The organism is Caulobacter sp. GW821-FHT11E10, assembly GCF_058808375.1.
In genome coordinates, this window is the sequence record NZ_JBXARP010000010.1 from 25,619 (window position 1) to 50,503 (window position 24,885).

Genomic DNA, 24,885 nt, shown 5'->3' on the forward strand with positions numbered 1-24,885 from the left:
CGCGGCGCCGAGCCATGTCGTCGCAGGCTCCTTAGGCGGCGGCGGTCACCCCGCCCTGCGGCGGCGGGACCGGCACGCCGGCGTCCGAATATTCCTTCAGCTTGTTGCGAAGGGTGCGGATCGAGATGCCCAGGATGTTGGCGGCGTGCGTGCGGTTGCCCAAGCAATGCTCCAGCGTGTCGATGATCAGCTGTTGTTCGACCTCGGCGACGGTCGAACCGACGAAGGTGCGCGAGACGGCGTCGGCGGCCATCTGGGCGCCGCGGGCGACCGCGACATCCGGCGACGGGGCCGGAGCCAGTTGCTGGCCGTCCGGCAGGCGGATGGCGAATTCCTCGATTTCCGGACCGGTCGACAGCAGCACCGCGCGGTGCATGGCGTTTTCCAGTTCGCGGACGTTGCCCGGCCAGCGGTGGGCGATCAGGCGGCGCTTGGCCTCGGCCGAGATCGGCTTTTCCGGCACGCCGTTGGCGGCCGAGTACTTCTTCACGAAGAACTCGCACAGGCTGAGCACGTCGCCCGGACGCTCGCGCAGCGGCGGCAGGCGCAGGTTCACGACGTTCAGGCGGTAGAGCAGGTCTTCGCGGAACACGCCGTCCTTCACGGACTGGGCGAGGTCGCGGTTCGACGTGGCCAGGATGCGGATATTGACCTTGACCGGCTTGGAGCCGCCGACGCGGTCGATCTCGCGCTCCTGGATGGCGCGCAGCAGCTTGGCCTGCAGGCGGACGTCCATTTCGCTGATTTCGTCCAGCAGCAGGGTGCCGCCGTCGGCTTCCTCGAACTTGCCGATGCGGCGGGCCATGGCGCCGGTGAAGGCGCCCTTCTCGTGGCCGAACAGCTCGCTTTCCAGCAGGTTCTCGGGGATGGCGGCGCAGTTGACGCTGATGAACGGCGCCTTGGCCCGGCGGGACTTGCCGTGGACGTAGCGGGCCATGACCTCCTTACCCGAACCGCTTTCGCCGGTGATCAGGATCGAGGCTTCGGACGGAGCGACCTGGTCGGCCAGCTTGAGGACCGATTCCATGGCCGGGTCGCGGACGACCATCGGCTTTTCGTCGTCGGTCACCGCGGCCAGGACGGCGGCGATCAGCTCGGCGTCCGGCGGCAGCGGGATGAATTCCTTGGCGCCGGCCTTGATGGCGGCGGCGGCGCGGATCGGATCGGCGTCGACGCCGCAGGCCACCACCGGCACCCGCATCCGCTCGGCTTCGTTGGCCGCGATCAGGGCCGCGATGTCGAGCGAGTAGTCGACCATCAACAGGTCGGCGCCCTGCCCCGCGCGCAGCGCGTTGGTCGCCTGTTCCGCCGTTTCGACGTGCGAGACCTTCGCGCCCGCGTTCATCGCCATCTTCACGGCGACCGAGAGCTGCCCGTTCAGTTTTCCGACGACAAGAAGCCGCATAACTTACTCTCCCATCGACTAGAGCCTTAGCTCTGGTCGCCGTCCTTGATGATTTCCGTCATGGTCACGCCCAGGCGTTCGTCGACGACGACGACCTCGCCCCGGGCGACCAGGCGGTTATTGACGTAGATGTCGATCGCCTCGCCGACCTTGCGGTCCAGCTCCAGGATCGAGCCCTGGCCCAGCTGCAGCAGCTGCGCCACCGACATGTGGGCGCGTCCCAGCACGGCCGAGATATTGACCGGCACGTCGAAGACCGGCGCCAGGTCGGAGGCGGTCTTGTCGCTCAGCTCGACCGGCATTTCGGAGGCCAGCATGGCGCCTCCGAATTCGTCGAGCGGGAGATTGTCTTCGGCCATCTTGGTCAGCCTTCGCTAGGTCGTCTTGCTAAGTGAACAGGGGTTCGGCGTGGAGGCCTTCGGCGGCGATGGCCGCTTCCAGCGCTTCGGCGACGCGCTGGGCGGCGCCTTCTGGATCGAAGGCCGCTCGGCCGTCGCCCCAGTCGAAAGTGAAGGCCGCGGGGGCCATGGCGCCGTCGGCGCGGGCGACGATCTGGCCTTGGAAACCGATCTGCGTCGCCACGTTCTCCAGCGCCTGCTGGGTGCGCTCCTCAAGCTCCGGGGAGACCCGGACGAAGATGCGCGGTTGGGCCTCGACCTCACGGGCCAGGGCTTCGAGCGCCGCCACGATGGGCGCCTCGGGGAAATGGGTCAGGGCCGCGTCGGCGATCTTGCGGCCGCAGGCCAAGGCCAGCATGGCCGAACCTTCACGGTGCTCGTGCGCCACGTGGGTCAGAGCGCTGAACGCCTGCTGCACCGCGTGAGCCACCTCGCCCAGGGCGTGGGCGGCTTCCTGCTCGGCGCGAGCCACGGCCGAGCGCTCGCCTTCTTGATAGGCCATGGCCTTGGCCGCCTCGACCTCTTCGATCGTGAAGTTCTTCTTCACCTTCGGCGGCGTGTAGGAGCCACCGCGGTCGTCGAAGACCGTGTCGAAGCCAAATCTGCGGTGAGGGGTGTCGTTCATGCCATCCTCCTCAGTAGATCAGTTCGTCGTCGCCGCCGGAGCCGGCCAGCATGATCTCGCCCTTGGCGGCCAGGTCCTTGGCGACCTGCACCATGCCCACCTGGGCGGCGTCGACGTCCTTCAGGCGCACGGGGCCCATGCTCTCCATGTCCTCGCGCATGATCTTGGCGGCGCGTTCCGACATGTTCGAGAAGAACAGGTCGCGCAGCTTGTCCGAGGCGCCCTTCAGGGCCAGGGCCAGCTGTTCCTTGCTCGTGGCGCGCAGCAGGGTCTGGATGCCGCCCGGGTCCAGCTTCGAAAGATCCTCGAACACGAACATCAGGGCGCGGATGCGCTCGGCGGCCTCGCGATTGCGCTCTTCCAGGGCCGCGATGAAGCGGGCCTCGGTCTGGCGATCGAAGTTGTTGAAGATCTCGGCCATCATCTCGTGGCTGTCGCGCTTGGACGTGCGCGCCAGGTTCGACATGAATTCGGTGCGCAGGGTCATCTCGATCTTGTCGAGGATCTCGCGTTGCACCGGCTCCATCCGCAGCATGCGGGTGACGCATTCCAGGGCGAAGTCTTCCGGCAGGCAGGCCAGCACGCGGGCGGCGTGGTCGCTCTTCACCTTCGACAGCACCACCGCGACGGTCTGCGGGTATTCGTTCTTCAGATAGTTGGCGAGCACCGCCTCGTTCACGTTGCCGAGCTTGTCCCACATGGTTCGACCCGCGGGACCGCGGATCTCTTCCATCAGGGCGTCGACCTTCTCGGGCGGCATGAACGAGTTCAGCAGGCGCTGGGTCTGTTCGTACGAACCCATGATCGCGCCCGTCGAGCTCATGCCCGAGACGAACTCGACCAGCAGCTCTTCCACGACCGAGGCGGAAACCGTGCCCAGACCGGCCATGGCCTGGGAGACTTCCTTGATCTCCTCGTCGTCCAGGGCTTCCCAGATCTTGGTGTGATCCTCGCCGAGGGCGAGCAGAACGATCGCGGCCTTTTCCGGCCCCGACAGGTTCTTCACATCATTGACGGCGGCTTTCATGGCCATCAGGTCGACTCGTGCAGCCAGTTACGGAGGATCGCGACGGACTCGTCGGGATGCTTTTCGACGAACTCCGACACACGCTTGATCGACGAGGCCTTAACCTGACCCTCGATCTTGGCGATGTCGATACGGGTGTCGATGTCGCTGGGGGCCGGACCGGCGATGGCGATCGGCTCGCCCGCCTGGTCGACTACGACCTGCTGCTGGGTGCCGTCCGACAGGGTGACCAGGCGGGTCACCGGCTGGCCGGGACCGGCCAGGGCCATCGGGGTGGGCGTCGACAGGTTCTTGATGAACGGACGGACCGCGAACAGCAGGATCAGCAGGGCCACGAAGCCCAGGATGCCCAGCTCGGCGAAGCGCATGATGTCGTTCTTGTCGAAGCCCGACAGCAGGCCTTGCTTCTCCAGGCCCTGATCCTCGGGCTGCGGGAACTTGATGTTGGTGACCTTGACCTGGTCGCCACGGGCGGCGTCGAAGCCGACGGCGGTCTTCACCAGCTCTTCGATCTGCGCGATCTCCTGGGCGGTGCGCGGGGTATAGGCGCCCGGCTTGCCGTCCTTGCCGGCCGGCGCGGTGATCCCGTCGATGGCCACGGCCACGGCGACCTTGCTGATCTTGCCCGGCTCCTGGACCGTGGTCGTCACGGACTTGGAGATCTCGTAGTTGGTGACGCTCTCGTTCTGGTTCGAACGCGAGCCCAGCTGCTGGAACCCGCCATTGGCGCTCTGGCCGGGGACGTTCGAGGTGGCGGTGACGCCCGAGGTGTCGTCGTTCTTGGTTTCGCTGTTGCCCGCTTCGTTGGTGCTTTCCGAGCGGATGACCTGGCCGTCCGGATCGAACTTCTCTTCCTGGGTGGTGACGCGGTTCAGGTCGAGATCGGCGGTGACGTTGACGCGCGCCTTGCCCGGGCCGAGCACGCCTTCGATCATGTCCTTGACCGTCTTGGCGATACGGGCCTCGGCCTCGGTGCGGCGGTCGGCGGCTTCCTTGCCGGCCAGGCTGTCGTCGCTCGGGGCCGACAGGGTCTTGCCGTGCTGGTCGATGACCGCGACCTTTTCGGCCTTCATGTTCGGAACCGACGAGGAGACCAGGTTCTGGATGGCGCGGACCATGTCGGTGGCCGGCTCGCGCTGGCCGACGCCGATGGTGACGGCGGCCGACGGTTGCTCGGCGTCTTCCTCGAACAGCTGGCGCTTGGGCAGGACCAGGTGGACGCGGACGCTGTTGACGCCCTGCATGGCCTTGATGGTGCGTTCCAGTTCGCCCTGCAGGGCGCGCTGGCGGTTCAGCTGCTGCACGAAGTCGGTCTGGCCGAGCGCGCTGCTGCCGTCGAAAATTTCGTAGCCGATGGAGCCGGAGCTCACCAGGCCCTTGCCGGCGACCATCAGACGGGCGCTGGCGACCTTGTCGCGCGCCACCATGATCGTCGAGCCGTCGCCCTTGGTCTCGTACTTGATGCCGGCCTGGTCGAGCGCCTGGGTGACTTCCGAGGCTTCCTTCAGGTCCAGGTTCGAATAGAGCAGCTCATTGGGCTCCTTGCCCATGAACATGACCAGGGCCACCAGCACGGCCACAACGCCCGCGCCGACGCCAAGCATCGCGGCCAACCGCCCGACGCCAAAACGCTGAATTGAACCCAGAAAGCTTTCCACGAAGCCCCATCCCCTGATCAACGACCCCGATGGGGACGCCCGACGAACGAACGAGAACCGTCCGTCGGTAGGCAGGATTTACCCAGTTCAAGGTAAACGAGGCGTTTATATTTGGCGGCCGGAAGGGCTTCCATAGGCGCCAAAACGTCGCGGCCGCCCCCTCTCGGGAGCGGCCGCTGAACGTCTTCGAACCCTTGTGGCGCAAGGCCGGCGGGGTTTTCGGGGCGACGGAGGGTGGTCACATTAACGCACCCCCGCATCGGTCTTAACGGTACTGCTGGATCCTGGTGGTCCGCAGGCCCGCCATACCGTGGCGTTCGATCGATTGCTGCCAGCTGAGGAACTCATCGTTCGTCAACTTGTAGCGATCGCAAGCCTCGTCGAGCGAGAGCAAGCCCCCGCGGACGGCGGCCACGACCTCGGCCTTACGGCGGATAACCCAACGTTGGGTCTCCGGCGGCGGCAGATCGGACAGGGTCAAAGGCGCACCGGTCGGACCGATAACGTACTTTTCACCCCGGCTGTTCGTTCGCTGCTGTTGCAACATGGCTTTACGCCTTTCCCACAACCATCACTGTTGAAGGCCACTATAGGCGCCGCCCAATAACAGCGGCTTAATTCCAATAGTAAAGAAGGCCTAAACAGGGATGGCTCTATAGCAGTTCCTAGTGTCTCAGAGTGAAACACAAGAATTAAAGAACGTTAAAACCTATGATCAGCGCTTAATGTTCAGAAGCTCTTCAAGCATCTGATCAGCAGTCGTGATGATCTTCGACGATGCTGAGTAAGCACGTTGGGTCGTGATCAGGCCCGTGAACTCCGTCGACAGGTCGACGGTCGAAGCTTCCAAGGTCGACGGCGCGATATAACCGGCCCCGCCTTGCCCCGGCGCCTTCAGGCTGTACGTGCCGCTTTCGTTGGTGACGCGGTAAGCGTTGCCGTTGACGCCCTTCAACCCATTCGGGTTCGAGAACGTGGCGATGGCGGCCTGGGCGATCTTGCGGGTCACGCCGTTGTCGAAGATGGCCGAGACATAGCCGTCTTCATCCACTTCGATGTTGGTCAGGTTACCGAAGGCCGTACCGTTGGTGTTCACCGACTGGACGACCGACTGGCTGTTGTACTGGGTCAGGCCGCCGGCGGCGCTGGCCAGATCGATCTGGACTTCCTGCGTGTCGATGCCCAGGCCGTCGGCCCAGGTCGGCGGCTGCGGGGTGACCGGCACGGTCACCGGCACGACATAACCCGAGTTCATGACCGTGATCGAGGTCGGGATCGTCGTGCCGAACAGGTTGCCGGTGTTGGCCAGCTTGCCGTCGGTGGTGAAGGTGATGGTGCCCGAGCTGATCAGGCCGTTGGCGTTGTTGGCCAGATCGCCCGGCTTGGCGCGAAGTTCGGCGTACCACTGGTTCGGGCCCGGGGCCTTCAGCAGCGACACGGTGACGGTGCGCTGGCCGCCCTTGGAGTCCGACAGCGGGATCTGGATTTCAAAGTCCGGCTTCACGCCCGTGGCGCTGTCCAGGGCGTAGTCCGACATCGACCAGGTGGCCGGATCGTACAGCTTGCCGGCCTTGGCGTCGGCGTCGTCGGTGGCGCCGCCCACGATGCCCAGGGCCGAGAGGTTCACGGTATCGCCCGCGGCGTTGATGCGGACGGTGGTCGTGTTGCCCGTCGGGGTCGGCGAGCCCTTGTAGTCGAGGTCCGACGTGGCGACCGCGCCCGTCGCCGGGTTGTAGCCGATCGTGCCGGTGGCGACGATGACGCCGTTTTCCTTGATGTCGACCCGGTACTCGTTGTTGCCCGAGGCGGCCGGGTTGGCGACGCCGGTCGAGCTGTAGACGACGTCGTAGTCGTGGTTGACCGGGGGCGTGGCCGTGTCCGGCACGTTGGTGAACGACGGCGTGGTGCCGCCGCCGACCTTGTACGAGACCGCCGCGGCGACCGGCTGTTCCGAGCGCAGGTTGGCGTTGACGCCGACGCGGGTGGTCTTCTCGGCGGTGCCGCCGACGGTGCCGACGTTGATCGAGGACAGCTGCATCAGGTCCGACGGATCGGGCGTGATCGTGCCGGTGACCGGATCGGCCAGCCAGCCTTGCAGGTACAGGCCGGCGTCGTTGCGCAGGTAGCCCAGGCTATCCAGCTGGAACGAACCGGCGCGGGTGAACGAGCGGGTGTCGGCGGCGGTGAGGCCTTCCGGCTTCTCGGTGGTGACGAAGAAGCCCGAACCCGAGATCGACAGGTCGAGGTTCGACGTCGTCGACTGGGTCAGACCCTGCTGGCTGATGAACTGGTGCGTCTGGGCCTTCACGCCGCCGGCGCTGTAGGTCGAGTTCTTGCTGCCGGAGGTGACCAGGGTCGAGAAGTTCGAGGTCGAGCGCTTGAAGCCGACCGTGTTGACGTTCGCGATGTTGTCCGAGATCGCGGCGAGAGCCGAGGAGTTCGCGATCAGGCCGGAAACCCCGGCGAGCATGGCGCTGTTGATGCTCATAACTGAATTCCTGCGTTGAATGGTTTCGAGGGTTCAGCGCTGTTTGCGTTTGGGTCCGTGGGAAGACCGTCTTCCGGGGACCGCGTCGGCGTCGTTCTGACGCCCTTTCGATAGGTGGATCAGGCGGCTTGTGAGTTCGCCTGGGTGTTGGAATTGGCGGCGGCGGCGGTGACGCCGATGACGCTGTCGATCGGAACAGACACGCCGTCGACGATGACGTGCGGTTGGCCGGTGGAGTTGTCGACCGCCGTGACCGTGCCTTCGGCGCGGCCCTTGACGTTCGTCGCCTTGAGGTCCTTGCCGTCGCCGCCCTTGGCGTTGACGGCGATGGTGTAGACGCCGCCGTCGGGCAGCTGGGCGCCGCTGTCGTCCTTGCCGTCCCAGGTGATGACGTGGTCGCCGCTGCGCTGGTCGTCCGAGGTCAGGGTGCGGACGACCTTGCCGGCGGCGTTCTTGACTTCGATGCTCAGCGAGCTCGAGGCGCCCGGCTGGGTCCAGGAGAAGGTCGCCTTGCCGTTCTTCAGGGTCGAGTTGTCGGTGATGGCCGCGACCTGTTTGCCGATCATGGCGACGCCTTCCTGCAGGCCCGTGCCCGTGTTCATGCCGACCAGGGCGGCCAGCAGGTCGTTGGTGACCAGCTGCTGCTCGACGCCCGTCATCGACGTGATCTGCTGGGTCATCTGGGCCGTATCGGTCGGGGCCAGCGGATCCTGGTTCTTCAGCTGCGTGGTCAGCAGCTTCAGGAACGTCTCCTTGTTGGTGGCCAGCGACGTGCGGGAGTTGCTGATCTTATCAAGGACCGACGAGGTGTTCTGCGACGAGACGGCGGTAGCCATGGCTCGGCCCTTCCTTAGATACGGATGTCCAAACCACTGTCCGAGACCGTCTTCAGGCCGGGCAGCAGTTCGGGGGTGATGGCGATCTCTTCTTCGGCGGTCATGGCGGCCTTGAACGCGCGGCCGGAGAAGGCGCGCTGTCCTTGGTCGTTCCAACCTTCGAAGGCGAAGAAGGGGTTCTGGCTCTGGCCGTTGTTCTGGCTGGAGACGTCGAAGCTCAGACCGTTGTCGGCGACGTTGAAGCCGGCGTCGGTCAGGGCCTGGCGCAGTTCGCTGGCCTTGCCGCGCAGTTCCTGGGCGGCGTGGATGGTGTCGAACCGCATCGAGGCGGTCATGACGCCGTCCCGGCCGATTTCGATGCGCACGTCGACCTTGCCCAGGCCGTCCGGCGTCAGGGCGACGTCGAAACGGGTGGTCTTGTCGGCGCGCTTGAGGATTTCGGCCGACAGGGCCGCGACGGTCTCGGGCGAACCCCGGACCGGCGCCGGAGCGGCGGCGGGAGCCGGAGCGCTGGCGGCCTGGGCCTGAGCCGCGGGAGCCGTAGCGGCCAGGGCGTTGGTGTCGATGGGGGCGGCCGCGGCGGCCGGCGCGTCGATCGAGACGACAGCGGCGGTGTCCGAGCCCTTGGCGTCGGTGAAGGTCTCGCCCTTGGCGCCCTGTTCGGCGGCGACGGCGGTCACGGCCTGGGCGGTTTCCACGGCGACGGCGTCGGCGACCTTGGCTTGGATGGCCTGCGGCGTCGACGCGGCCTTGGGAGCCTCGGCGGTCTTGGTGGTGGAAGCGGCGTCCGAAGCGACGGCCTCGGCGGCGACGGCGACCTCAGCGGCCTCCGGCGGCACCGTCTCGACGACGACCGCCTGGACGGCGACCGGCACGGCCTGCGCCACGGCGGCGGCGACGGGGGCCGGGGCGACCGGAGCGGCGGCCGGGGTCGGCGCCTGGACACTGGCCTGGGCCACGGCGGTCTTCGGAGCTTCGGCCGGCTTGGCGGCTTCAGCGGTGTTGGTGGCGGCGACCGGAGCGTCGGTGGTCTTCGGCGCGGCCAGTTCGCTGGTAACGACGGGCGCGGCCTCGTCGACGGCCAGTTGGGCCAGGGCTTCCAGAGCGGCGGCGTCGACGGCCTGACCTTCCGGCGCGGCGGCCTGGACGGTTTGAGCAGTTTGGGTCGCCGGTTGCGCCACGGCGGCCGGAGCCGACTTGGCCTGGGCGGCCGGCGCGGGGGCCGTGGCCGTGACCGTGGCCTGAGCCAGAACCGGGGTCGATTGAACGTCGGTGTCGACGGTCTCTTCGAGCGGCGCGGCGACGGGCGCCTGGGTCGATTGGACCGTCGAGGCCATCGCGGCGGCCTGGACGGCGGCCGGAGCGGTCGGCTGGGCGACGGTCGGCTCGACCTGAACCTGAACCTGAGCTTGGGCCTGAACCTGAGCCAGGACTTCAGCGGTCGGGGCCGCCTGCGCCGTCGGAGCGGTCTCGACGACCGTCTCGGCGACAGTCTCGGCGACCGGCTCGGCGGCGACCGGAGCGGCCTGGGCGGTTTCCACCGCGGCGGCGAACTCGGCGACCTGGTCGACGGCGGTCGGCTCAACGGCGACTTCGGCGTCCGTCATGGCGATCACCTGGACCGGCGCTTGCACGGGAACGGTCATGGCGGCGATCAGCGTGGCGGCGGCCTGGGCCGCGGCCTCGGTCGTGACGACCTCGTCCGAAGCCTTGTCGTCGTCGGCGCCGGTCTTGGCTTCCGTCTTGGCGGCGGCCTTGTCCGACTTGTCGGCGGCGGCGGTCGACTTGGTCTCGGCCTTGTCCTCGACCTTGGCGTCCTTGTCGGCGGCGCGGTCGTCGGCCTTGTCGGCGCGAGCGGAGGCCTTGGCGTCGGCCTTGTCGGTCTTGGTGGCGGCCTTGTCGGTCGCCTTGGCGTCACGGGCGTCGTCGCGGGCGTCGCTCTTGGACTCCTTACGCGACGCGGCCTGAGCGCGGGGAGCGGGCGTGTCGTCGTTCTTGCCGGCGACGGCCAGCAGGGCGTCGAAGGCGTCGTTGGACGCCTTGGCGCCACCGGCCGAAATCGGCGCGGCGGGAAGAGCGGCGGTGGATGCGGCGATCGCGGTCATTCGCAGTCGTTGCTCGGTTGGCTTGGCGGTCCATGACGAACGCGCCCTTGTCGGAACTTCCTAGAGCAACGGTCGGGCCAACTCGGAAAATCCGCACAACATATTGATTATACTCATTTTAATGGCTTGTTTACGAAGAAAAATAGGCCTTGTGCGGCGCTTTTTGCCGAGTCCTTCCGGTCGTGAGGGACGGGGTTTGCCGCGTCGGCGCGTCGCGGGGCCAGTTGGCGCCGTCCTTGCGCATAGCCAGTTGTCGAATTTCCGACCACCGGAACATATCGCCATGAATTTCAATGGCTTGGCACAAATCAGGGGCTTGACCCCCTCCCCCGCCCGGCAAGTTTCGCCGGGCAAGGGCGCGTCATGTGTTGCGCGGTTTGCCGGGCTTAAGGGAGTCTCCGCATGTCGCTAAACGCGATCATGAACACGGCGACGTCCGGCATGATGGCCGCGCAGACGGGTCTGCGCGTCACGTCGGACAACATCGCCAACGTCAATACCAAGGGTTACGTCCGCAAGACGATCGCCCAGTCGAACCTGCTGTCCGCGGGCATGGGCGTCGGCGTCAGCATCGACGCTATCAAGCGCGCGACCGACCGCTTCCTGCAGTCGGCCAGCCTGAACTCCGGTTCGGATCTCGGCCGGGCCTCCGTCCTGTCCGAGGCGCTGAACAACGCCCAGCAGCTGTTCGGCGACCCCAGCGGCGACACCAGCTTCTTCTCGACCCTCGACGACATCTTCGCCGCCTTCTCCTCGGCCCAGGACGATCCTTCCTCCACCCTGCTGCGCACCCAGGCGCTCACGCGCATCGACGACTTCCTCGCCGAGTCGAGCCGGATCACCTCGTCGCTGTCCAAGCTGGGCAAGGACGCCGACACCCGCATCTCGGCCGATGTCGACCGGGTCAATGACCTGCTGAGCCAGATCGACGCGCTGAACACCGACATCACCCGCGCAAAGGTGGCCGGAGCCGACGCCACCGGCGCCGAAAACGTCCAGAGCGGCCTGATCGACGAGCTGTCCCAGCTCATGAACGTTCAGATCGGCCCCCGCAATACGGGCGGCGTGGTCGTGCGTTCGACCGAAGGCCTGAACCTGGCCGGCGACGGCGCCGCCCGGATCACCTACCAGACCTCGCCGACCGCCACGGGCTACCTGACCGTGCAACTGGCCAACGGCTCGGTGATGCCGACGCCGCTGAACATCTCCAGCGGCGAGATCCGCGGCTTGATGGAGGCGCGCAACACCGATCTGGTCAATCTCTCCGACCAGCTGGGCGAATTCACCTCGCGCGCGGCCGAGGAAATCAACCGCGCCGCCAACGCCGCGTCGTCGGTGCCGGCGCCCGCGCTGATGAGCGGCCGCAACACCGGCCTGGATTCGGAGGCGGCGGTCACCGGCTTCACCGGCAAGACGACCATCACCCTGACCGACAGCAGCGGCGTCATCCAGCGCCGGATCGACGTCGACTTCGACACCGGGGCCATGACCGTCAACGGCGTGGCCGCCCCGTCCTTCACCCCGGCCGACTTCGTGTCCAGGCTGAACACCGCCATGGGCGGCCAGGGCACCGCGGGCTTCTCGACCGGCGCCCTGACCCTGACCGGCAACGGCGGCCTGGGCGTCGCGATCGCCGACGACGCCACCACGCCGGCGACCAAGGCCGGCAAGGGCTTCAGCCACTATTTCGGCCTGAACGACATCATCCGCACCAATAGCTTCTCGCCCTACGAGACGGGCCTGACCGCGGGCGATCCGAACGGCTTCACCGCGGGCGAGATGACCATCCGCCTGACGGACGTCGAAGGCGGCCGCATCCGCGACGTCGTCGTGACCCCGCCGCTCGGCGGCAACATGCAGGACCTGCTCGACGCCCTGAACTCGCGCGCCTCGGGCGTGGGCCTCTACGGCCAGTTCTCCATGAACAACAAGGGTCAGATCAGCTTCGCCTCGAACTCCACCACGCCGGTGAACATGTCGATCGTCGCCGACACGACCGAGCGCGGCCTCAACGGCCCCTCGGCCAGCCGGCTCTTCGGCATCGGTCCCGCCGAGCGCAGCACGCGCGGCGAGAAGTTCTTCGTCAATACGGCGATGAACCAGAACCCCAAGCTGCTTCCCTTCGCCAAGCTTGACCTGAGCCAGGCGGTCGGCGGCCTTCCGGCCCTGGCCATCGGCGATGGTCGCGGGGCCCTGGCCCTGGCCAAGGCCAGCGAGAACACCACCAATTTCTCCGCCGCCGGCGACGCCACGGCCGTGACCATGAGCCTGTCGCGCTACGCCGCGGACTTCAGCGGCTCGATCGGCCGTAAGGCGAACACCGCTGAAAGCCGCAAGGACGCCGCCGATGCGGTGTCCAGCGAGGTCAACAGCCAGCGCCAGTCGGAAGAGGGCGTGAACCTCGACGAAGAACTGATCAACCTGACCACCTATCAGCAAGCGTTCAACGCCTCGGCCCGCCTGATCCAGGCGACCAAGGACATGTTCGACGTGCTCACCGGAATTCTGGGGTAAGCCATGACCCGCGTCTCGACCGTCCAGAACTACAACATCATGACGACCAACCTCATGAAGGCGCAGATCCGCCAGAATGACGTCGGCGGACAGGTGTCCAGCCAGAAGGTGGCCACGGACCTCAAGGGCTACGCCAAGAACGCCGAGGTCCTGACCGCCATGCGCGGCACCCAGACCCGGATCAACGGCCTGCTCGACCAGACCAAGCTGGTCAGCAACCGCCTCGAAATGCAGAACACCGGCATCGGCCGCGTCGCCGACGCGACCAAGGAGGCGCGCGAGGCCATCGCCAACTCCTTGGCCGCCGGCAGCGCCGCCACCCTGATGCAGCAGCTGACGGCCAGCTTCGGCGAGGTCGTCCAGGGCGTGAACACCAAGTCCAACGGCCTCTATGTCTTCTCCGGGGCCCAGACCGAAACGGCCACCACCTCGGCCGCCACCATGGCCGACCTGACCCTGGCCCCCTCGACGGCCTCGCTGTTCCACAACGACCAGTACATCACCAGCAACCGGGTCGACGAGCATACCAGCGCCGACACCGGCATCCTGGGCGACAACCTGGGCACGGCCGTCTTCGACGCCTTCAAGCAGGTGCAGGCCTATGTCGACGCCAACGGCCCGTTCACCGGAAACCTGACCGACACCCAGGTCAATTTCCTCAAGGGCCTGCTGCCGACCTTCGACCTGGCCTACAAGGACGTGATCGACGTCCAGGGCAAGAACGGCGTCACTCAGAAGCGCTTCGAGTCCGCCGAGAGCGACCTGTCGAACCAGGCCGACACCCTGACCACCATGGTCGGCGGCATCACCGACGTCGACATGGCCGACGCGGTCACCCGCCTGGAAGCCGCCAAGCTGGCCGTCCAGGCCTCGGCCCAGGTGTTCAGCAGCCTGCAGGCCTCGTCGCTGCTGAACGTGCTGAAGTAAGGCGCGGACGCCAGCGTCACCGCGCCGCTGCGTCCGAACCTCGCAAAGCCGCTCCCTAACCGCTATATGGCGGCGATGAACGCCGAGCTGCTGACCTCCCCCGCCCCTCAAGACGCCGACACGCTCATCGCGCGCGCGGTCGAACAGGTGCGCGCGGCCGTCGGCCTGCCGGAGGGTACGCGGATCGTCGCGGCGATGTCCGGCGGTGTGGACTCCACCGTCACCGCCGCCCTGCTGGCTCGCGCCGGCTACGACGTCGTCGGCGTGACCCTGCAGCTCTACGACCACGGCGCGGCGATCTCGCGCAAGGGCGCCTGCTGCGCGGGCCAGGACATCCTGGACGCCCGCCAGGCGGCCGAGCGCATCGGCATCCCGCACTACGTGCTCGACTACGAAAGCCGCTTCCGCGAGCAGGTCATCGAGGAGTTCGCCGACGCCTATCTGCGCGGCGAGACGCCGATCCCGTGCGTGCGCTGCAACCAGACCGTCAAGTTCCGCGACCTGCTGGACGTGGCCCGTGACCTGGGCGCCGAGGCCATGGCCACCGGTCACTATGTGCAACGCGCCTTCGCCGGTGGCGGCAACCGCCCGCAGCTGCGCCGCGCGGCCGATCCGGCGAAGGACCAGAGCTACTTCCTGTTCGCCACCACGCGCGACCAGCTGGACTTCCTGCGCTTCCCGCTGGGCGGCATGGACAAGCCGACCGTGCGCGCCGTCGCGACGGGCCTGGGCCTGGCCATCGCCGACAAGCCCGACAGCCAGGACATCTGCTTCGTGCCCGAGGGCAAGTACACCACGGTCATCGACCGCATCCGCCCGCAAGGCGCGGAGGCCGGCGACGTCGTGCACCTGGACGGCCGGGTGCTGGGCCGCCACGAGGGCGTGACCCGCTACACCATCGGCCAGCGCCGGGGCCTGAACATCGCCGTCGGCGACCCGCTGTTCGTCGTCAAGATCGACGCCGACAAGCGCCAGGTCATCGTTGGCCCGCGCGAGGCCCTGCTGACCGCCGCCCTGACCCTCAAGGAAGGCAGCTGGCTGGGCGGGCAGGACAGCCTGGAAGCGGCCGCCGCCGAAGGTCAGCCCGTGCTGGCCCGCGTCCGTTCGACCCGTGAACCCGTTTCCGGCCGCCTGGCCGTGAAGGACGGCGCGATCGCGGTCCTGTTCGACGGCGCCGAGGAGGGCGTGGCGCCGGGCCAGGCCTGCGTGCTCTACGATCCGGCCGATCCCGAGCGCGTGCTGGGCGGCGGATTCATCGCCGGCACGGTCCGACAGATGGACCTCACCTAGGAGCCCTCGATGTCCGAAGCGATCCGCCTCTTCTCCTACGGCACTTTGCAACAGGAGAGCGTCCAGATCGAAACCTTCGGACGGCTCCTGAACGGACAGGCCGACACCCTGCCCGGCTTCAGAAAGACCATGGTGCGGATCACCGATCCGGCGGTGCTGGCCGCGAGTGGTCAGGAATTCCACCCGATCGTCACCCCCAGCGACGACCCGGCCGACGCCGTCGCCGGCGCCGTCTTCGAGATCACCGCCCAGGAGCTGGCCGCCGCCGACGATTACGAGGTCGCCGACTACAAGCGCATCGCCGTCGTCCTGGGCTCGGGCCTGGACGCTTTCGTCTACGTGAAGGCCTAGGCGTCGGATCGAACCGGCACGTCCAGGGTTCTGAATGAGAACCCTAGACGGAAGACCCGCATGCTTCGATCCCTCCTCATCGGCCTCTCGGCCGGATCCCGCTCCATGACGCCGCTGGCCGCCGTCAGCGAGGCCGCGCACAGCGGCCACCTCGCCGCCGACAACCGCGCCGCGCGCTGGCTGGCCAAGCCCTGGGTCGCGGCCGGCTCCAAGGCCCTCGCGGCCGGGGAGCTGTGGGGCGACAAGCTGCCCTCCGCGCCGGACCGGATCGTACCGGCGGGCATCGCCGCGCGTGTCGTCACCGGCGGTCTGGCCGGCGCGGCCCTGGCGCCGCGCAAATGGTTGGTGCTGGGCGCCGTGGTCGGCGCGACGGCGGCGGTCGCTGCGGCCTACCTCACCTTCGGCGCGCGCATGAAGGCCATGCGCCGGTTCGGCCAGACGTCGACGGGCCTCGTCGAGGACGCCCTGACCGTCGGCGCGGCCCAGCTGGTTACTCGCGCCCTGCCCCCTCGCTGAGGACGCCGTCATGGATTTGAAGAAGCCCGCGCCCGAACCCAAGCCACCGGAAAAGCCGGAGCCCAAGGTCACGGCCGAGGGCGTGCGGCGTCAGCGCCGGCACATCAAGGACCTGACCGGCGAGGATCCGCTGCGGGGCGGGATCGCCGACTAGGCGGCGCGAGCGGTCGAAGGGCTATTCGGCCGCGATGCGAGAGGCTTCGAGAGCCTCGCCGACGGTGGGCATGAGCTCGGGCTGCGGCGCGCGCTCAAGGTCGCCGCGCTGCACGACCGCGCTGCATTCCTCGCAGGCCAGCACCGGATGGAACGCGCAGCCGCAGGACTTGTGGCGGAACAGCGCCGGCGACTTGTCGCGCCCATAGACGTGGCGATCGCCCCACTCGGCCATGGTCAGCAGCACCGGCGACAGCGCCAGGCCCTTCTGGGTCAGCCAGTATTCGTGGCGCGGCGGGCGCTCGGAATAGCGCTTCGTCTCCATGACCCCATGACCCACCAGGGTCTTGAGCCGCGCGGCCAGGACGTTGCGGGCCACGCCCAACCGCTCCTGCCATTGCTCGAAGCGTTTCACCCCGGCGAAGGCGTCGCGAAGGATCAGCAAGGTCCACGGATCACCCACGACCTCAAGGGTGGCGGCGACCGAGCAACGTTCGTTCGTATAGTCAGCAGTGCGGCCCATTTTGGCAGGGTGCGGCGTTCCGCGGGGGAAAGCAAGAGACCGTTGCGTTTGAAGATGAACCATAGTAGGTTTTTATTCGCAATTGACTCTCTCGGTTATTGCACACTGGGATCTGTCCGGCCTGCCGGCGGATCCCATTTTTCTAAGGATGGAGCGTCTTCGCGACGTTCCGCGAGGCCGAGTCGGCGATCCCCCGTCGACGAGGCCTCGCCCCTAGCCCATCACATTCTCGCAAGCCTCTTGCGCGCGAGCGGCTGATGAAGGCCTATCTCACCGCAAAATCTGCCCCAGGGAGCCTAATCCATGTCCGCCGATCCCGTCGTCATCGTCTCTTTCGCTCGCACGCCGATGGGCGGTTTTCAGGGCGCCTTGGGCGGGGTGAAGGCGACGGATCTGGGCGCGGCGGCGGTCAAGGCGGCCATCGAGCGGGCCGGCGTTTCGGGCGACAAGGTCGAGCAGATCATCATGGGCTGCGTGCTGCCGGCCGGCCTGGGCCAGGCCCCGGCCCGCCAGGCGGCGCTGGGCGCGGGCCTGCCGCTCTCCGTCGAAGCCACCACGGTCAACAAGATGTGCGGCAGCGGCATGCAGGCCGCGATCATGGCGCACGACGCCCTGGCGGCGGGCTCCGTTGACGTCGTCGTGGCCGGCGGCATGGAGAGCATGACGGGCGCGCCGTACCTGATGTCCAAGCACCGCGGCGGAGCCCGCATCGGCCACGACCAGATGTGGGATTCCATGTATCTGGACGGGCTTGAGGACGCCTACACGCCCGGCAAGCTGATGGGCGCCTTCGCCGAGGACTCCGCCGCCCAATACCAGTTCAGCCGCGAGGCCATGGACGACTACGCGACCCGAGGCCTGGCCAAGGCCAAGCACGCCATCGAGAGCGGCGCCTTCAAGGCCGAGATCACCCCGGTGACGGTGACCTCCCGCAAGGGGACCGAGGTCGTCGACACCGACGAGCAGCCGCTGAAGGCCGATCCGGCCAAGATCCCGACCCTGCGTCCGGCCTTCAGCCGCGACGGCGGCATCACGGCCGCCAACAGCTCCTCGATCAGCGACGGCGCGGCCGCCCTGGTCATGACGCGCGAGAGCGTCGCCAAGGCCCTCGGCCTGCCGATCGTCGCCAAGGTCGTCGGCCACGCCGCCCACGCCCACGAGCCGAGCCTGTTCACCACCGCCCCGGTCCCGGCCATGCGCAAGGCGCTGAAGAAGGCCGGCTGGGAGGTCGCCGACGTCGACCTGTTCGAAGTCAACGAAGCCTTCGCCGTGGTCGCCATGATCGCCCAGCAGGAACTGGGCATCGATCCGGCCAAGCTGAACGTCAACGGCGGCGCCTGCGCCCTGGGCCACCCGATCGGCGCCTCGGGCGCGCGGATCCTCTGCACCCTGATCTCGGCCCTGCAGGCGCGGGGTAAAAAGAAGGGGCTGGCGAGCCTGTGCATCGGCGGCGGCGAAGCCACGGCGATGGCGATCGAGCTGGTTTAGGGCTCAGCTACACAAATCCTCCCCCTAGCGGGGGAGGTGGCGCGAAGCGCCGGTGGGGGAAGTTCTGCTGACCCGGCCTTCTCCCCCTCCGTCGGCTCCGCCGACACCTCCCCCGCTGGGGGGAGGATCCCTATGTTTCGCAACGCCTCCCGCCGGCCCGCGTTGGAAAACCCATGACCGACACCTTCCGCCACAACCCCGAACACAGCCGCTACGAACTGGAGGTCGACGGCGCGCTCGCCTGGGCCGACTACCAGCGCTCGGGCCACCGCCTGGTGATCCCGCACGTCGAGGCCGACATGGCCCTGCGCGGCACGGGCGCCGCCGGGCGGCTGATGAGCAAGGTCGCCGAGGCCGCGCGAACCGAGGGCATGCGGATCACCCCGCTATGCTCCTACGCGGCCGCCTGGCTGAGGCGGAACGATCCGGACCTGATCGCCTAGCTACTTGGGCGCGACCGACGCCGCCGGTGGCGGGCTCTCGAAGCTGCCCGCCACGCCCGGGAACACCACCGGGCTTTCCCAGCCGTCGGCGGATCAGCCCTCCGTGGCGGCCTTGGCCTGGCGCTCGGCGATGTAGGCCACCCGGTTCAGAACCTCGGCCCCCGCCGCCGGTCCCGGCGCATAGGCAAAGTCGGCCTCCGTGATCGGCTTGCCGCTGACCCGGTCGACCAGGATCGGTTCGGCGGGCTTACCCGTCTCCCGATCGACCAGTTGGCCCGCCGCTCCCTCGGGCGCGAAGTGGCGGTTGCCGAAGGCCAGCATGGCCGTCAGCACGCCGCCGAAGTCGCGCCCGAGGTCGGTGAGCACATACTCGTGGCGCGGCGGCCGCTGGCTGTAGGCGCGCTTCTCCAACAGCCCGTTCTCGACAAGGGTGGCCAAGCGCTTGGTCAAGATGTTGGACGCCACGCCCAGGCTCTTCTCGAACTGGTCGAAGCGGGTCAGCCCGTGGGACGCGTCGCGCAGGATCAGGAAAGTCCAGCCATCACCCACCCGCTCCAGCGTGCGGCCGACCGGACATTGGGTGGGAGCGCGTTCAGCTTTGCTCATGACGAATAATCTGGTGAGTCACTTGCGATTTGCAAGTTACATCATAGCTAGAGGACACGCCGGACCGCTGGGGCCTCGGCAAGAGAACTGAGGACTACCACGATGAGCGACAGCGACGCCAAAGGCACGGCTCTGATCACCGGCGCCTCGGCCGGCATCGGCGCGGTCTATGCCGATCGCCTGGCCAAGCGCGGCCACGACCTGATTCTGGCGGCCCGTGACGAGACCCGCCTGAACGCCCTGGCCGAACGCCTGCGCGCCGAGACCGGCGTCAAGGTCGAGGTGATCAAGGCCGACCTGACGAACAGGGCGGACCTCGTGAAACTGGAGGAGCGACTGGCCACCGATCAGGCCATCGACATCCTGGTCAACAACGCCGGGGCGGCCGGCTTCGCGGACTTCGCCAAGGGGGATCGCGAGGCGATCGACCGCCTGATTCAGCTAAACGTCACCGCCGTCGCGCGCCTGGCCCAGGCGGCCTCGTCGGCGTTCGTGCCGCGCGATCGCGGGACGATCATCAACCTGGCCTCGGTCGTCGGCCTGATGCCCGAGTTCCGCTCGCCGGTATACGGCGCGACCAAGGCCTTCGTGCTGTATCTGACCCAGGCCCTGCGCGAGGAGTTCCCCGCCGGCGTGCGGCTGCAGGCCGTGCTGCCGGGCGCGACCCGCACGGAGATCTGGGAGCGGGCCGGCCGCGACGTGAACGAGCTGGACCCGAACATGGTGATGGACGTCGACGACCTGGTCGACGCGGCGCTGGCGGGACTGGATCAGGGGGAACTGGTCACCATCCCGTCGCTGCCGGATCCGGCAGACTGGGACGCCTACCAAGGCGCGCGAGGCAAGCTGGCCCCGAACCTGTCACGCCGCTATCCGGCCGACAGGTTCAAGACCGCCTGACGCTACCGCGGGCGGAAAGCTCGCCGGCGCGGCGCTCACTCCCGCGCCGGCGAGTTCGCCCTGGAGGCCTTTCACTGGGTTGATGCCGGCCAGTGAAAGACGTCCTGGAACGCGAAACTAGCTGAGCACCATCACGACGACGCGGCGGTTCTGAGCCCGGCCTTCGCGCGTGTCGTTCGGCGCCACGGGGGCGTCTTCGCCGTACGAGATCGTGGCCATGCGGTTCAGGGCCACGCCATGCTGGCTGAGGAACTTGCGCACGGTTTCCGCGCGCTTCTCGCCCAGTTCCTCGTTGTAGGTCGGGGCGCCGGAGTTGTCGGTGTGGCCCTGGATTTCCAGGTACACGTTCTTGTTGTCGTTCTTCAGCTTGTCCGTGAATTCGGCCAGGCGTTGCTCGGCTTCCGGCGAGAGGTTCGCGGCGTTGACCGGGAACTTCACCGAATCATCGCTGAGCACCAGGGCGTACTGGAACTTGCCCTCGGCCAGCTTGCCGGCCGCCGTGGCGCGCTCGAGAGCGTCCTTGGCGGTCTTGTCCAGCTCGCCGATCTGGGTGTCGTGGGCGCTGACCCGCGCATCGACTTGACCGACCTGCTGGTTGACGAACTTCTTGGTCGCGCAGCCGCTGACCGAGAGGCCGCCCATCACCAGGGCGGCGGCGACCATCATGGTCTTCGTGCTTGCTATCATCTTAGGGTCTCGTTTGGAGTAGGGGATGCGAGGCGTCCTGCAACGCTCGCCGTTGCATTTCGTCAAGCGGAACTTGGCCAAAGATGGGCGCGATTCCGGCACTTCCGGGTCAAGCTATACCGTTGATCCGGCTACGCTTTATACCGCGCGCGAGCGCTTCCTTTTTGAATTGGTTCCGAACAATTTTTATTCGTTCGAAGCCCCCAAAAGCCACGTTTCGAAGGTTCGAAGGGCCGAGCTGGGGGCTTTGGACTTCAGCCAGGTCAGCCAATATCGCCCCGCGCTGACCTGAGTCGGGAACGGTCGAACCAGCCGCCCCTGCCGCAGATCGCGCTCGAACATCATGGGGGGCGCGAGGGCCACGCCGACCCCTTGAACGGCCGCCTCGACCATCACCCAGGAGCTGTCGAAGACCGGCCCCCGGATCGGCGGCGGCGACAATCCGGCGGCGGCGAACCAGTCGGGCCAGTCGGCGGCGCGATAGCTGCGCAGCAGGGTCTCGCCGAACAGCGCGGTCGGATCGGTCAGCCGCTCGGCCACCACCGGGGCGCACAGCGGGCTCATCGGCGCTTCGAACAGCGGCGAGGCCTCGGTGCCGTGCCAGGCCCCGTCGCCGAAGCGCACCGCGCAGTCCAACCCCTCCCCTGCCAAGTCGGTGCGGTTGTTGTTGGTGAAGATCCGCAGGTCGATGAACGGATGGGCCTCACGGAAGGCTGGCAGACGCGGCAGCAGCCAGCCGACGGCGAAGGTGCCCACGACCCCGACGCTCAGCACCTCCAGCACCCGGCCGCCCTCGAAGCGGGCCAGGGTGTCGCCCAGCCGGTCGAACGAGTCGCGCACCGATGGCAGCAGGGCCAGGCCTTCATCGGTCAGGGCCAGGCCCCGCGGCAGGCGGCGGAACAGGGCCGCGCCCAGCCGGGCCTCCAGCCCCTTCACCTGGTGGCTGACCGCGGCCTGGGTCACGCACAGCTCGATGGCCGCTCGCGTGAACGACAGATGGCGGGCCGAGACCTCGAAGGCGCGCAGGGCATTCAGGGGCAATTGGGCGCGGCTCACGGGCAAGACCCTAATTCAGCTAATGGCTCCGCCAAGGTATCGTCGTTTGTGACCGAGACCAGCCCCAGGCAGGTTCGGCGGGCAAGGAGACCTTATCAATGCTCGATCGCAGAACGCTTCTCACGGCCCTGGCGGCCACGCCCGCCGCGCTGCCCGCCGCTTCCCTCGCGACGCGAGCCAGCGCCAGCACGACGCCTGACCTTAGTTCACGTATTAACGAATTGGAGAAGCGCAGCGGCGGCCGCCTTGGGGTGGCCGTTCTCGACACGCAGACGGGCCGTCGCTTCGCCTGGCGCGACGACCAGCGCTTCCGCATGTGCAGCACCTTCAAGATGCCGCTGGCCGCCTTCGCCCTGCGCCGGGTGGACCAGGGCCGCGAGCGCCTGGACCGCAAGATCATCTACGGCCGCGACGTGCTGCTGGGCAATTCCCCCGTCACCGAGAAGCATGTCGGCGTCGGCATGACCGTCGGCGAGCTCTGCGAAGCGACCATCACCTGGAGTGACAACGCGGCGGCCAATCTCCTGCTCGACGCGCTGGGCGGCGTGGGCGGCGGCCCCGCCAGCCTGACCCGCTTCCTGAGAGCGATCGGCGACGGCGTGACCCGGTCGGACCGCTACGAGCCCGCGATGAACGGCGGCGCGCCCGACGACCCTCGCGACACCACGACGCCCGCCGCGATCCTGGCCACCTGGAAGACTCTGTTGCTGGGCGACGCGCTCACGCCGGCCTCGCGCAAGCAACTGACCGACTGGGTGGTGGCCAACAGGACCGGGGACAAGCGGCTGCGCGCCGGGCTCCCGCGCGACTGGCGGATCGGCGACAAGACCGGCAACAACGGCCGGGACACCACCAACGACATCGCCATCGCCTGGCCGCCCGGCCGCAAGCCGGTCCTGATCGCCGCCTTCCATGACGGCGGCTCGTCCGACGACGACGCCCGTAGCGCCGTGCATGCACAGCTTGCCCGCGCGATCGTGGCGGCGGGCTTCGGGACGTAGTTCCGCACTGGATCCTTGGGCCAGCCGGATCCTTAGGTCAGAATGTCGCACCCCGGCTCGTCCTAACCATGCTGAAACGCTGAGGCTCTATCCTGTCACGGACTATTCTGAACTCCCGAGCCGGCAGCGGCGCGGGAGGAGGCCGAGGATACGCATTGCCGAAGGATCCGGAACACCACGCCTCCAAGGCGGAGCTCGCCGTCGCGCGCTCCGCCGCCGGGCGTCGTCACCGGCCCTGGCTGGACTATGCCGAGCTGAAGCTCGAAGCCCTCCTGTTCCTGCTGGTCGCCATCACCTTCGCGGCCGTGCTGGGCAAGACCGCCATCACCAGCCAGAGCCTGGTGCTGTCGCCGGACTCCGGCCGGTTCCAGGGCTACGTCTTTACCGACGCGGAGGACGGCGGCCGCTCGACCGGAACGGTCGATCCCCAGAAGCCGCTAGCCTGGTCGTGCGAGATCAAGGATGGCGTCGCCTATCCCTATTGCGGCTACGGCCTGCGGCTGATCACCGGGTCCAAGACCGTGGGGCAGGACTTCTCCCATCTCGACACGGTGACCCTGCGCTTCACCTATCACGGCCGCGCCGATCATCTGAGGCTGCTGGTCAAGACCGCGCCCGTCGCGGCCATCTGGGAAAAGGCCCAAGGCGAGTTGCCCCTGGCCGCGGACTTTCCCGTTCGGCAAGGCGTCAACGAGATCCGCCTGCCGATGAGCCAGCTGGTGGCCGAGGAGTGGTGGGTGGTCAACCACGGCCTCACCGCCGAGGAAGCTCAACCGGACTTCAGCCGCGCCAACGCGGTGGCCATCACCACCAGCGGCGCCAAGGCCGGCGACCGGCTGTCGGTTACCGTCGACGCCCTGACCTTCCGCGGCGACTACCTGTCGACCGAGCAGTTCTACCTGATCATCCTTGGCCTGTGGCTGGTGCTGAGCGCTGCCTTCCTGGTCTACCGCTTCCTGCGGATGCGCGGCCAGTACGAGATCCGCCAGCGACGCCACGCCCATGAGGCCCTGCTGCTGGCCAGCGCCCACGCCGAGGCCGAAGCGGCCAGCAGCGCCAAGTCGCGGTTCCTGGGCAATATGAGCCACGAGCTGCGCACGCCGCTCAACGCCGTCATCGGCTATGCCTACTGGCTGGCCGGCACCGAGCTCGATCCCCGGCAGCGCGAGGCGGTGAAGACCGTCCAGGCCAGCGGCGAACACCTTCTGGCGATGATCAGCGACATCCTGGACGTGGCCAAGATCGAGGCGGGCAAGTTCGAGTTGCTGCCCGCGCCGTTCGACCTGAACGACTGCGTCGCCAGCGTCGGCGAGATGTTCCGCCTGGCCGCGCACGAGAAGGGCCTGGCCTTCACGGTCGACGTCGGCCCCACGATCCCGCGCGCGGTCATCGCCGACCAGAAGCGCCTGCGCCAGGTGCTGATCAACCTGCTGGGCAACGCCATCAAGTTCACCGAGACGGGCGAGGTCACTCTGCGCGTCTCGCGAGTCGAGTCGGATAACGAAACGGCGCGGCTACTGTTCGTCGTCGAAGACACTGGCGTCGGCGTCGCGCCCGACCGGATCGAAGCCATCTTCCGCCCGTTCGAGCAGGCCGGCGACGCCCTGGGCCGCAACGAAGGCACGGGCCTGGGCCTCAGCATCAGCCGCCAGATCGTCGACCTGATGGACGGCCGCATCGACGCGGAAAGCACCCCGGGCCAGGGTAGCCGCTTCACGGTGGAAGCCACGCTTCCGATCGCGGCCCCACTGGCGGCGCCGCCCGAACTGCGCGCCCTGCCGCGCCCCCGCAGGCTGAGCGTCTAGCACCGCCTCCCCTCCGCTCCCTCTCGGCGCGAAAGCTACCCTGGCGACCTTTTTGCCCCGCCCTAAACCTTCGGACGCGGAGA

Annotated in this window: 24 protein-coding genes and 1 pseudogene; 11 read left to right on the top strand and 14 right to left on the bottom strand. The window is 67.8% G+C overall.

Annotated elements, in window-relative coordinates; all coding sequences use genetic code 11:
• Nucleotides 1–31: 31 nt before the first annotated feature.
• The 9 genes from flbD to AC1RRV_RS20305 form a co-directional block, all read right to left on the bottom strand.
• Complete coding sequence (gene flbD, locus AC1RRV_RS20265) at nt 32–1,405, bottom strand: sigma-54-dependent transcriptional regulator FlbD (protein ID WP_492861458.1); 1,374 nt, start codon at nt 1,403–1,405, stop codon at nt 32–34.
• Between the two features lie 26 nt (nt 1,406–1,431).
• Nucleotides 1,432–1,764 carry a flagellar motor switch protein FliN gene (gene fliN / locus AC1RRV_RS20270; protein WP_492861459.1) on the bottom strand — a complete coding sequence of 111 codons (333 nt, stop codon included), beginning with the start codon at nt 1,762–1,764 and terminating at the stop codon, nt 1,432–1,434.
• Between the two features lie 28 nt (nt 1,765–1,792).
• Nucleotides 1,793–2,428: a FliH/SctL family protein gene (locus AC1RRV_RS20275; protein WP_492861460.1), complete on the bottom strand. Its 636-nt coding sequence runs from the start codon at nt 2,426–2,428 to the stop codon at nt 1,793–1,795.
• A 10-nt stretch (nt 2,429–2,438) separates the two neighbouring features.
• Nucleotides 2,439–3,461 (bottom strand): flagellar motor switch protein FliG, encoded by a 1,023-nt coding sequence (gene fliG / locus AC1RRV_RS20280; protein WP_492861461.1) that lies wholly within the window; start codon nt 3,459–3,461, stop codon nt 2,439–2,441.
• Nucleotides 3,461–5,113, bottom strand: coding sequence for a flagellar basal-body MS-ring/collar protein FliF (gene fliF, locus AC1RRV_RS20285; RefSeq protein ID WP_492861462.1), 1,653 nt, complete (start codon nt 5,111–5,113; stop codon nt 3,461–3,463). The genes fliG and fliF overlap by 1 nt, the downstream gene beginning before the upstream one ends.
• A 265-nt stretch (nt 5,114–5,378) precedes the next feature.
• On the bottom strand, nt 5,379–5,660 hold the full coding sequence (gene sciP / locus AC1RRV_RS20290) for a CtrA inhibitor SciP (protein ID WP_492861463.1): 282 nt from the start codon (nt 5,658–5,660) through the stop codon (nt 5,379–5,381).
• 168 nt (nt 5,661–5,828) lie between these two features.
• Nucleotides 5,829–7,601, bottom strand: a complete 1,773-nt coding sequence (gene flgE / locus AC1RRV_RS20295; RefSeq protein ID WP_492861464.1) for a flagellar hook protein FlgE — start codon at nt 7,599–7,601, stop codon at nt 5,829–5,831.
• 119 nt (nt 7,602–7,720) lie between these two features.
• A complete protein-coding gene (locus AC1RRV_RS20300) occupies nt 7,721–8,437 on the bottom strand; it encodes a flagellar hook assembly protein FlgD (RefSeq protein ID WP_492861465.1) in 717 nt (238 codons plus the stop codon).
• Between the two features lie 14 nt (nt 8,438–8,451).
• A complete protein-coding gene (locus tag AC1RRV_RS20305) occupies nt 8,452–10,542 on the bottom strand; it encodes a flagellar hook-length control protein FliK (protein WP_492861466.1) in 2,091 nt (696 codons plus the stop codon).
• Nucleotides 10,543–10,944: 402 nt separating this feature from the next.
• Here AC1RRV_RS20305 and flgK point away from each other — a divergent pair, with 402 nt between their 5' ends.
• The 6 genes from flgK to AC1RRV_RS20335 all read left to right on the top strand — a co-directional run bounded on the left by flgK (nt 10,945) and on the right by AC1RRV_RS20335 (nt 16,294).
• On the top strand, nt 10,945–13,056 hold the full coding sequence (gene flgK / locus AC1RRV_RS20310) for a flagellar hook-associated protein FlgK (RefSeq protein WP_492861467.1): 2,112 nt from the start codon (nt 10,945–10,947) through the stop codon (nt 13,054–13,056).
• 3 nt (nt 13,057–13,059) lie between these two features.
• Nucleotides 13,060–13,983, top strand: coding sequence for a flagellin (locus AC1RRV_RS20315; RefSeq protein ID WP_492861468.1), 924 nt, complete (start codon nt 13,060–13,062; stop codon nt 13,981–13,983).
• A gap of 75 nt (nt 13,984–14,058) precedes the next feature.
• Complete coding sequence (gene mnmA, locus AC1RRV_RS20320) at nt 14,059–15,273, top strand: tRNA 2-thiouridine(34) synthase MnmA (RefSeq protein WP_492861469.1); 1,215 nt, start codon at nt 14,059–14,061, stop codon at nt 15,271–15,273.
• 9 nt (nt 15,274–15,282) lie between these two features.
• Nucleotides 15,283–15,624 carry a gamma-glutamylcyclotransferase family protein gene (locus AC1RRV_RS20325; RefSeq protein ID WP_492861470.1) on the top strand — a complete coding sequence of 114 codons (342 nt, stop codon included), beginning with the start codon at nt 15,283–15,285 and terminating at the stop codon, nt 15,622–15,624.
• A gap of 60 nt (nt 15,625–15,684) precedes the next feature.
• The gene (locus AC1RRV_RS20330) at nt 15,685–16,140 is read left to right on the top strand and encodes a DUF4126 family protein (protein ID WP_492861471.1); all 456 of its coding nucleotides are present in this window, start codon (nt 15,685–15,687) and stop codon (nt 16,138–16,140) included.
• A 10-nt stretch (nt 16,141–16,150) separates the two neighbouring features.
• A complete protein-coding gene (locus tag AC1RRV_RS20335; RefSeq protein ID WP_492861472.1) occupies nt 16,151–16,294 on the top strand; it encodes a hypothetical protein in 144 nt (47 codons plus the stop codon).
• A gap of 21 nt (nt 16,295–16,315) precedes the next feature.
• Here AC1RRV_RS20335 and AC1RRV_RS20340 read toward each other — a convergent pair whose 3' ends face one another.
• Nucleotides 16,316–16,816 (bottom strand): winged helix-turn-helix transcriptional regulator, encoded by a 501-nt coding sequence (locus AC1RRV_RS20340; RefSeq protein ID WP_492861473.1) that lies wholly within the window; start codon nt 16,814–16,816, stop codon nt 16,316–16,318.
• Nucleotides 16,817–17,119: 303 nt separating this feature from the next.
• Here AC1RRV_RS20340 and AC1RRV_RS20345 point away from each other — a divergent pair, with 303 nt between their 5' ends.
• Complete coding sequence (locus tag AC1RRV_RS20345; protein ID WP_492861474.1) at nt 17,120–18,304, top strand: acetyl-CoA C-acyltransferase; 1,185 nt, start codon at nt 17,120–17,122, stop codon at nt 18,302–18,304.
• A 173-nt stretch (nt 18,305–18,477) separates the two neighbouring features.
• Nucleotides 18,478–18,747 (top strand): GNAT family N-acetyltransferase, encoded by a 270-nt coding sequence (locus AC1RRV_RS20350; protein WP_492861475.1) that lies wholly within the window; start codon nt 18,478–18,480, stop codon nt 18,745–18,747.
• Here AC1RRV_RS20350 and AC1RRV_RS20355 read toward each other — a convergent pair.
• Nucleotides 18,748–18,840 (bottom strand): annotated as a pseudogene (locus tag AC1RRV_RS20355) (hypothetical protein); the annotation flags it as partial.
• A complete protein-coding gene (locus AC1RRV_RS20360; protein ID WP_492861476.1) occupies nt 18,841–19,353 on the bottom strand; it encodes a winged helix-turn-helix transcriptional regulator in 513 nt (170 codons plus the stop codon). It lies immediately after the preceding pseudogene.
• 102 nt (nt 19,354–19,455) lie between these two features.
• Between AC1RRV_RS20360 and AC1RRV_RS20365 the strand changes: the two genes are divergently transcribed.
• Nucleotides 19,456–20,253 (top strand): SDR family NAD(P)-dependent oxidoreductase, encoded by a 798-nt coding sequence (locus tag AC1RRV_RS20365; protein ID WP_492861477.1) that lies wholly within the window; start codon nt 19,456–19,458, stop codon nt 20,251–20,253.
• A 117-nt stretch (nt 20,254–20,370) separates the two neighbouring features.
• Here the strand turns inward: AC1RRV_RS20365 and AC1RRV_RS20370 are convergent, their stop codons facing one another.
• Nucleotides 20,371–20,940, bottom strand: a complete 570-nt coding sequence (locus tag AC1RRV_RS20370; RefSeq protein ID WP_492861478.1) for an OmpA family protein — start codon at nt 20,938–20,940, stop codon at nt 20,371–20,373.
• 186 nt (nt 20,941–21,126) lie between these two features.
• Nucleotides 21,127–21,996 carry a LysR family transcriptional regulator gene (locus AC1RRV_RS20375; RefSeq protein ID WP_492861479.1) on the bottom strand — a complete coding sequence of 290 codons (870 nt, stop codon included), beginning with the start codon at nt 21,994–21,996 and terminating at the stop codon, nt 21,127–21,129.
• A 98-nt stretch (nt 21,997–22,094) separates the two neighbouring features.
• Between AC1RRV_RS20375 and bla the strand changes: the two genes are divergently transcribed.
• Both bla and AC1RRV_RS20385 read left to right on the top strand, forming a co-directional pair.
• Complete coding sequence (gene bla, locus AC1RRV_RS20380) at nt 22,095–22,997, top strand: class A beta-lactamase (RefSeq protein WP_492861480.1); 903 nt, start codon at nt 22,095–22,097, stop codon at nt 22,995–22,997.
• Nucleotides 22,998–23,152: 155 nt separating this feature from the next.
• A complete protein-coding gene (locus tag AC1RRV_RS20385; RefSeq protein WP_492861481.1) occupies nt 23,153–24,802 on the top strand; it encodes a sensor histidine kinase in 1,650 nt (549 codons plus the stop codon).
• Nucleotides 24,803–24,885 lie beyond the last annotated feature (83 nt).

Coding starts and splice junctions, on each gene's coding strand:
- flbD (WP_492861458.1), bottom strand. CDS start 1,405: ATGCGGCTTCTTGTCGTCGGAAAACTGAACGGGCAGCTCTCGGTCGCC.
- fliN (WP_492861459.1), bottom strand. CDS start 1,764: ATGGCCGAAGACAATCTCCCGCTCGACGAATTCGGAGGCGCCATGCTG.
- AC1RRV_RS20275 (WP_492861460.1), bottom strand. CDS start 2,428: ATGAACGACACCCCTCACCGCAGATTTGGCTTCGACACGGTCTTCGAC.
- fliG (WP_492861461.1), bottom strand. CDS start 3,461: ATGGCCATGAAAGCCGCCGTCAATGATGTGAAGAACCTGTCGGGGCCG.
- sciP (WP_492861463.1), bottom strand. CDS start 5,660: ATGTTGCAACAGCAGCGAACGAACAGCCGGGGTGAAAAGTACGTTATC.
- flgE (WP_492861464.1), bottom strand. CDS start 7,601: ATGAGCATCAACAGCGCCATGCTCGCCGGGGTTTCCGGCCTGATCGCG.
- AC1RRV_RS20300 (WP_492861465.1), bottom strand. CDS start 8,437: ATGGCTACCGCCGTCTCGTCGCAGAACACCTCGTCGGTCCTTGATAAG.
- AC1RRV_RS20305 (WP_492861466.1), bottom strand. CDS start 10,542: ATGACCGCGATCGCCGCATCCACCGCCGCTCTTCCCGCCGCGCCGATT.
- flgK (WP_492861467.1), top strand. CDS start 10,945: ATGTCGCTAAACGCGATCATGAACACGGCGACGTCCGGCATGATGGCC.
- AC1RRV_RS20315 (WP_492861468.1), top strand. CDS start 13,060: ATGACCCGCGTCTCGACCGTCCAGAACTACAACATCATGACGACCAAC.
- mnmA (WP_492861469.1), top strand. CDS start 14,059: ATGAACGCCGAGCTGCTGACCTCCCCCGCCCCTCAAGACGCCGACACG.
- AC1RRV_RS20325 (WP_492861470.1), top strand. CDS start 15,283: ATGTCCGAAGCGATCCGCCTCTTCTCCTACGGCACTTTGCAACAGGAG.
- AC1RRV_RS20330 (WP_492861471.1), top strand. CDS start 15,685: ATGCTTCGATCCCTCCTCATCGGCCTCTCGGCCGGATCCCGCTCCATG.
- AC1RRV_RS20335 (WP_492861472.1), top strand. CDS start 16,151: ATGGATTTGAAGAAGCCCGCGCCCGAACCCAAGCCACCGGAAAAGCCG.
- AC1RRV_RS20340 (WP_492861473.1), bottom strand. CDS start 16,816: ATGGGCCGCACTGCTGACTATACGAACGAACGTTGCTCGGTCGCCGCC.
- AC1RRV_RS20345 (WP_492861474.1), top strand. CDS start 17,120: ATGTCCGCCGATCCCGTCGTCATCGTCTCTTTCGCTCGCACGCCGATG.
- AC1RRV_RS20350 (WP_492861475.1), top strand. CDS start 18,478: ATGACCGACACCTTCCGCCACAACCCCGAACACAGCCGCTACGAACTG.
- AC1RRV_RS20360 (WP_492861476.1), bottom strand. CDS start 19,353: ATGAGCAAAGCTGAACGCGCTCCCACCCAATGTCCGGTCGGCCGCACG.
- AC1RRV_RS20365 (WP_492861477.1), top strand. CDS start 19,456: ATGAGCGACAGCGACGCCAAAGGCACGGCTCTGATCACCGGCGCCTCG.
- AC1RRV_RS20370 (WP_492861478.1), bottom strand. CDS start 20,940: ATGATAGCAAGCACGAAGACCATGATGGTCGCCGCCGCCCTGGTGATG.
- bla (WP_492861480.1), top strand. CDS start 22,095: ATGCTCGATCGCAGAACGCTTCTCACGGCCCTGGCGGCCACGCCCGCC.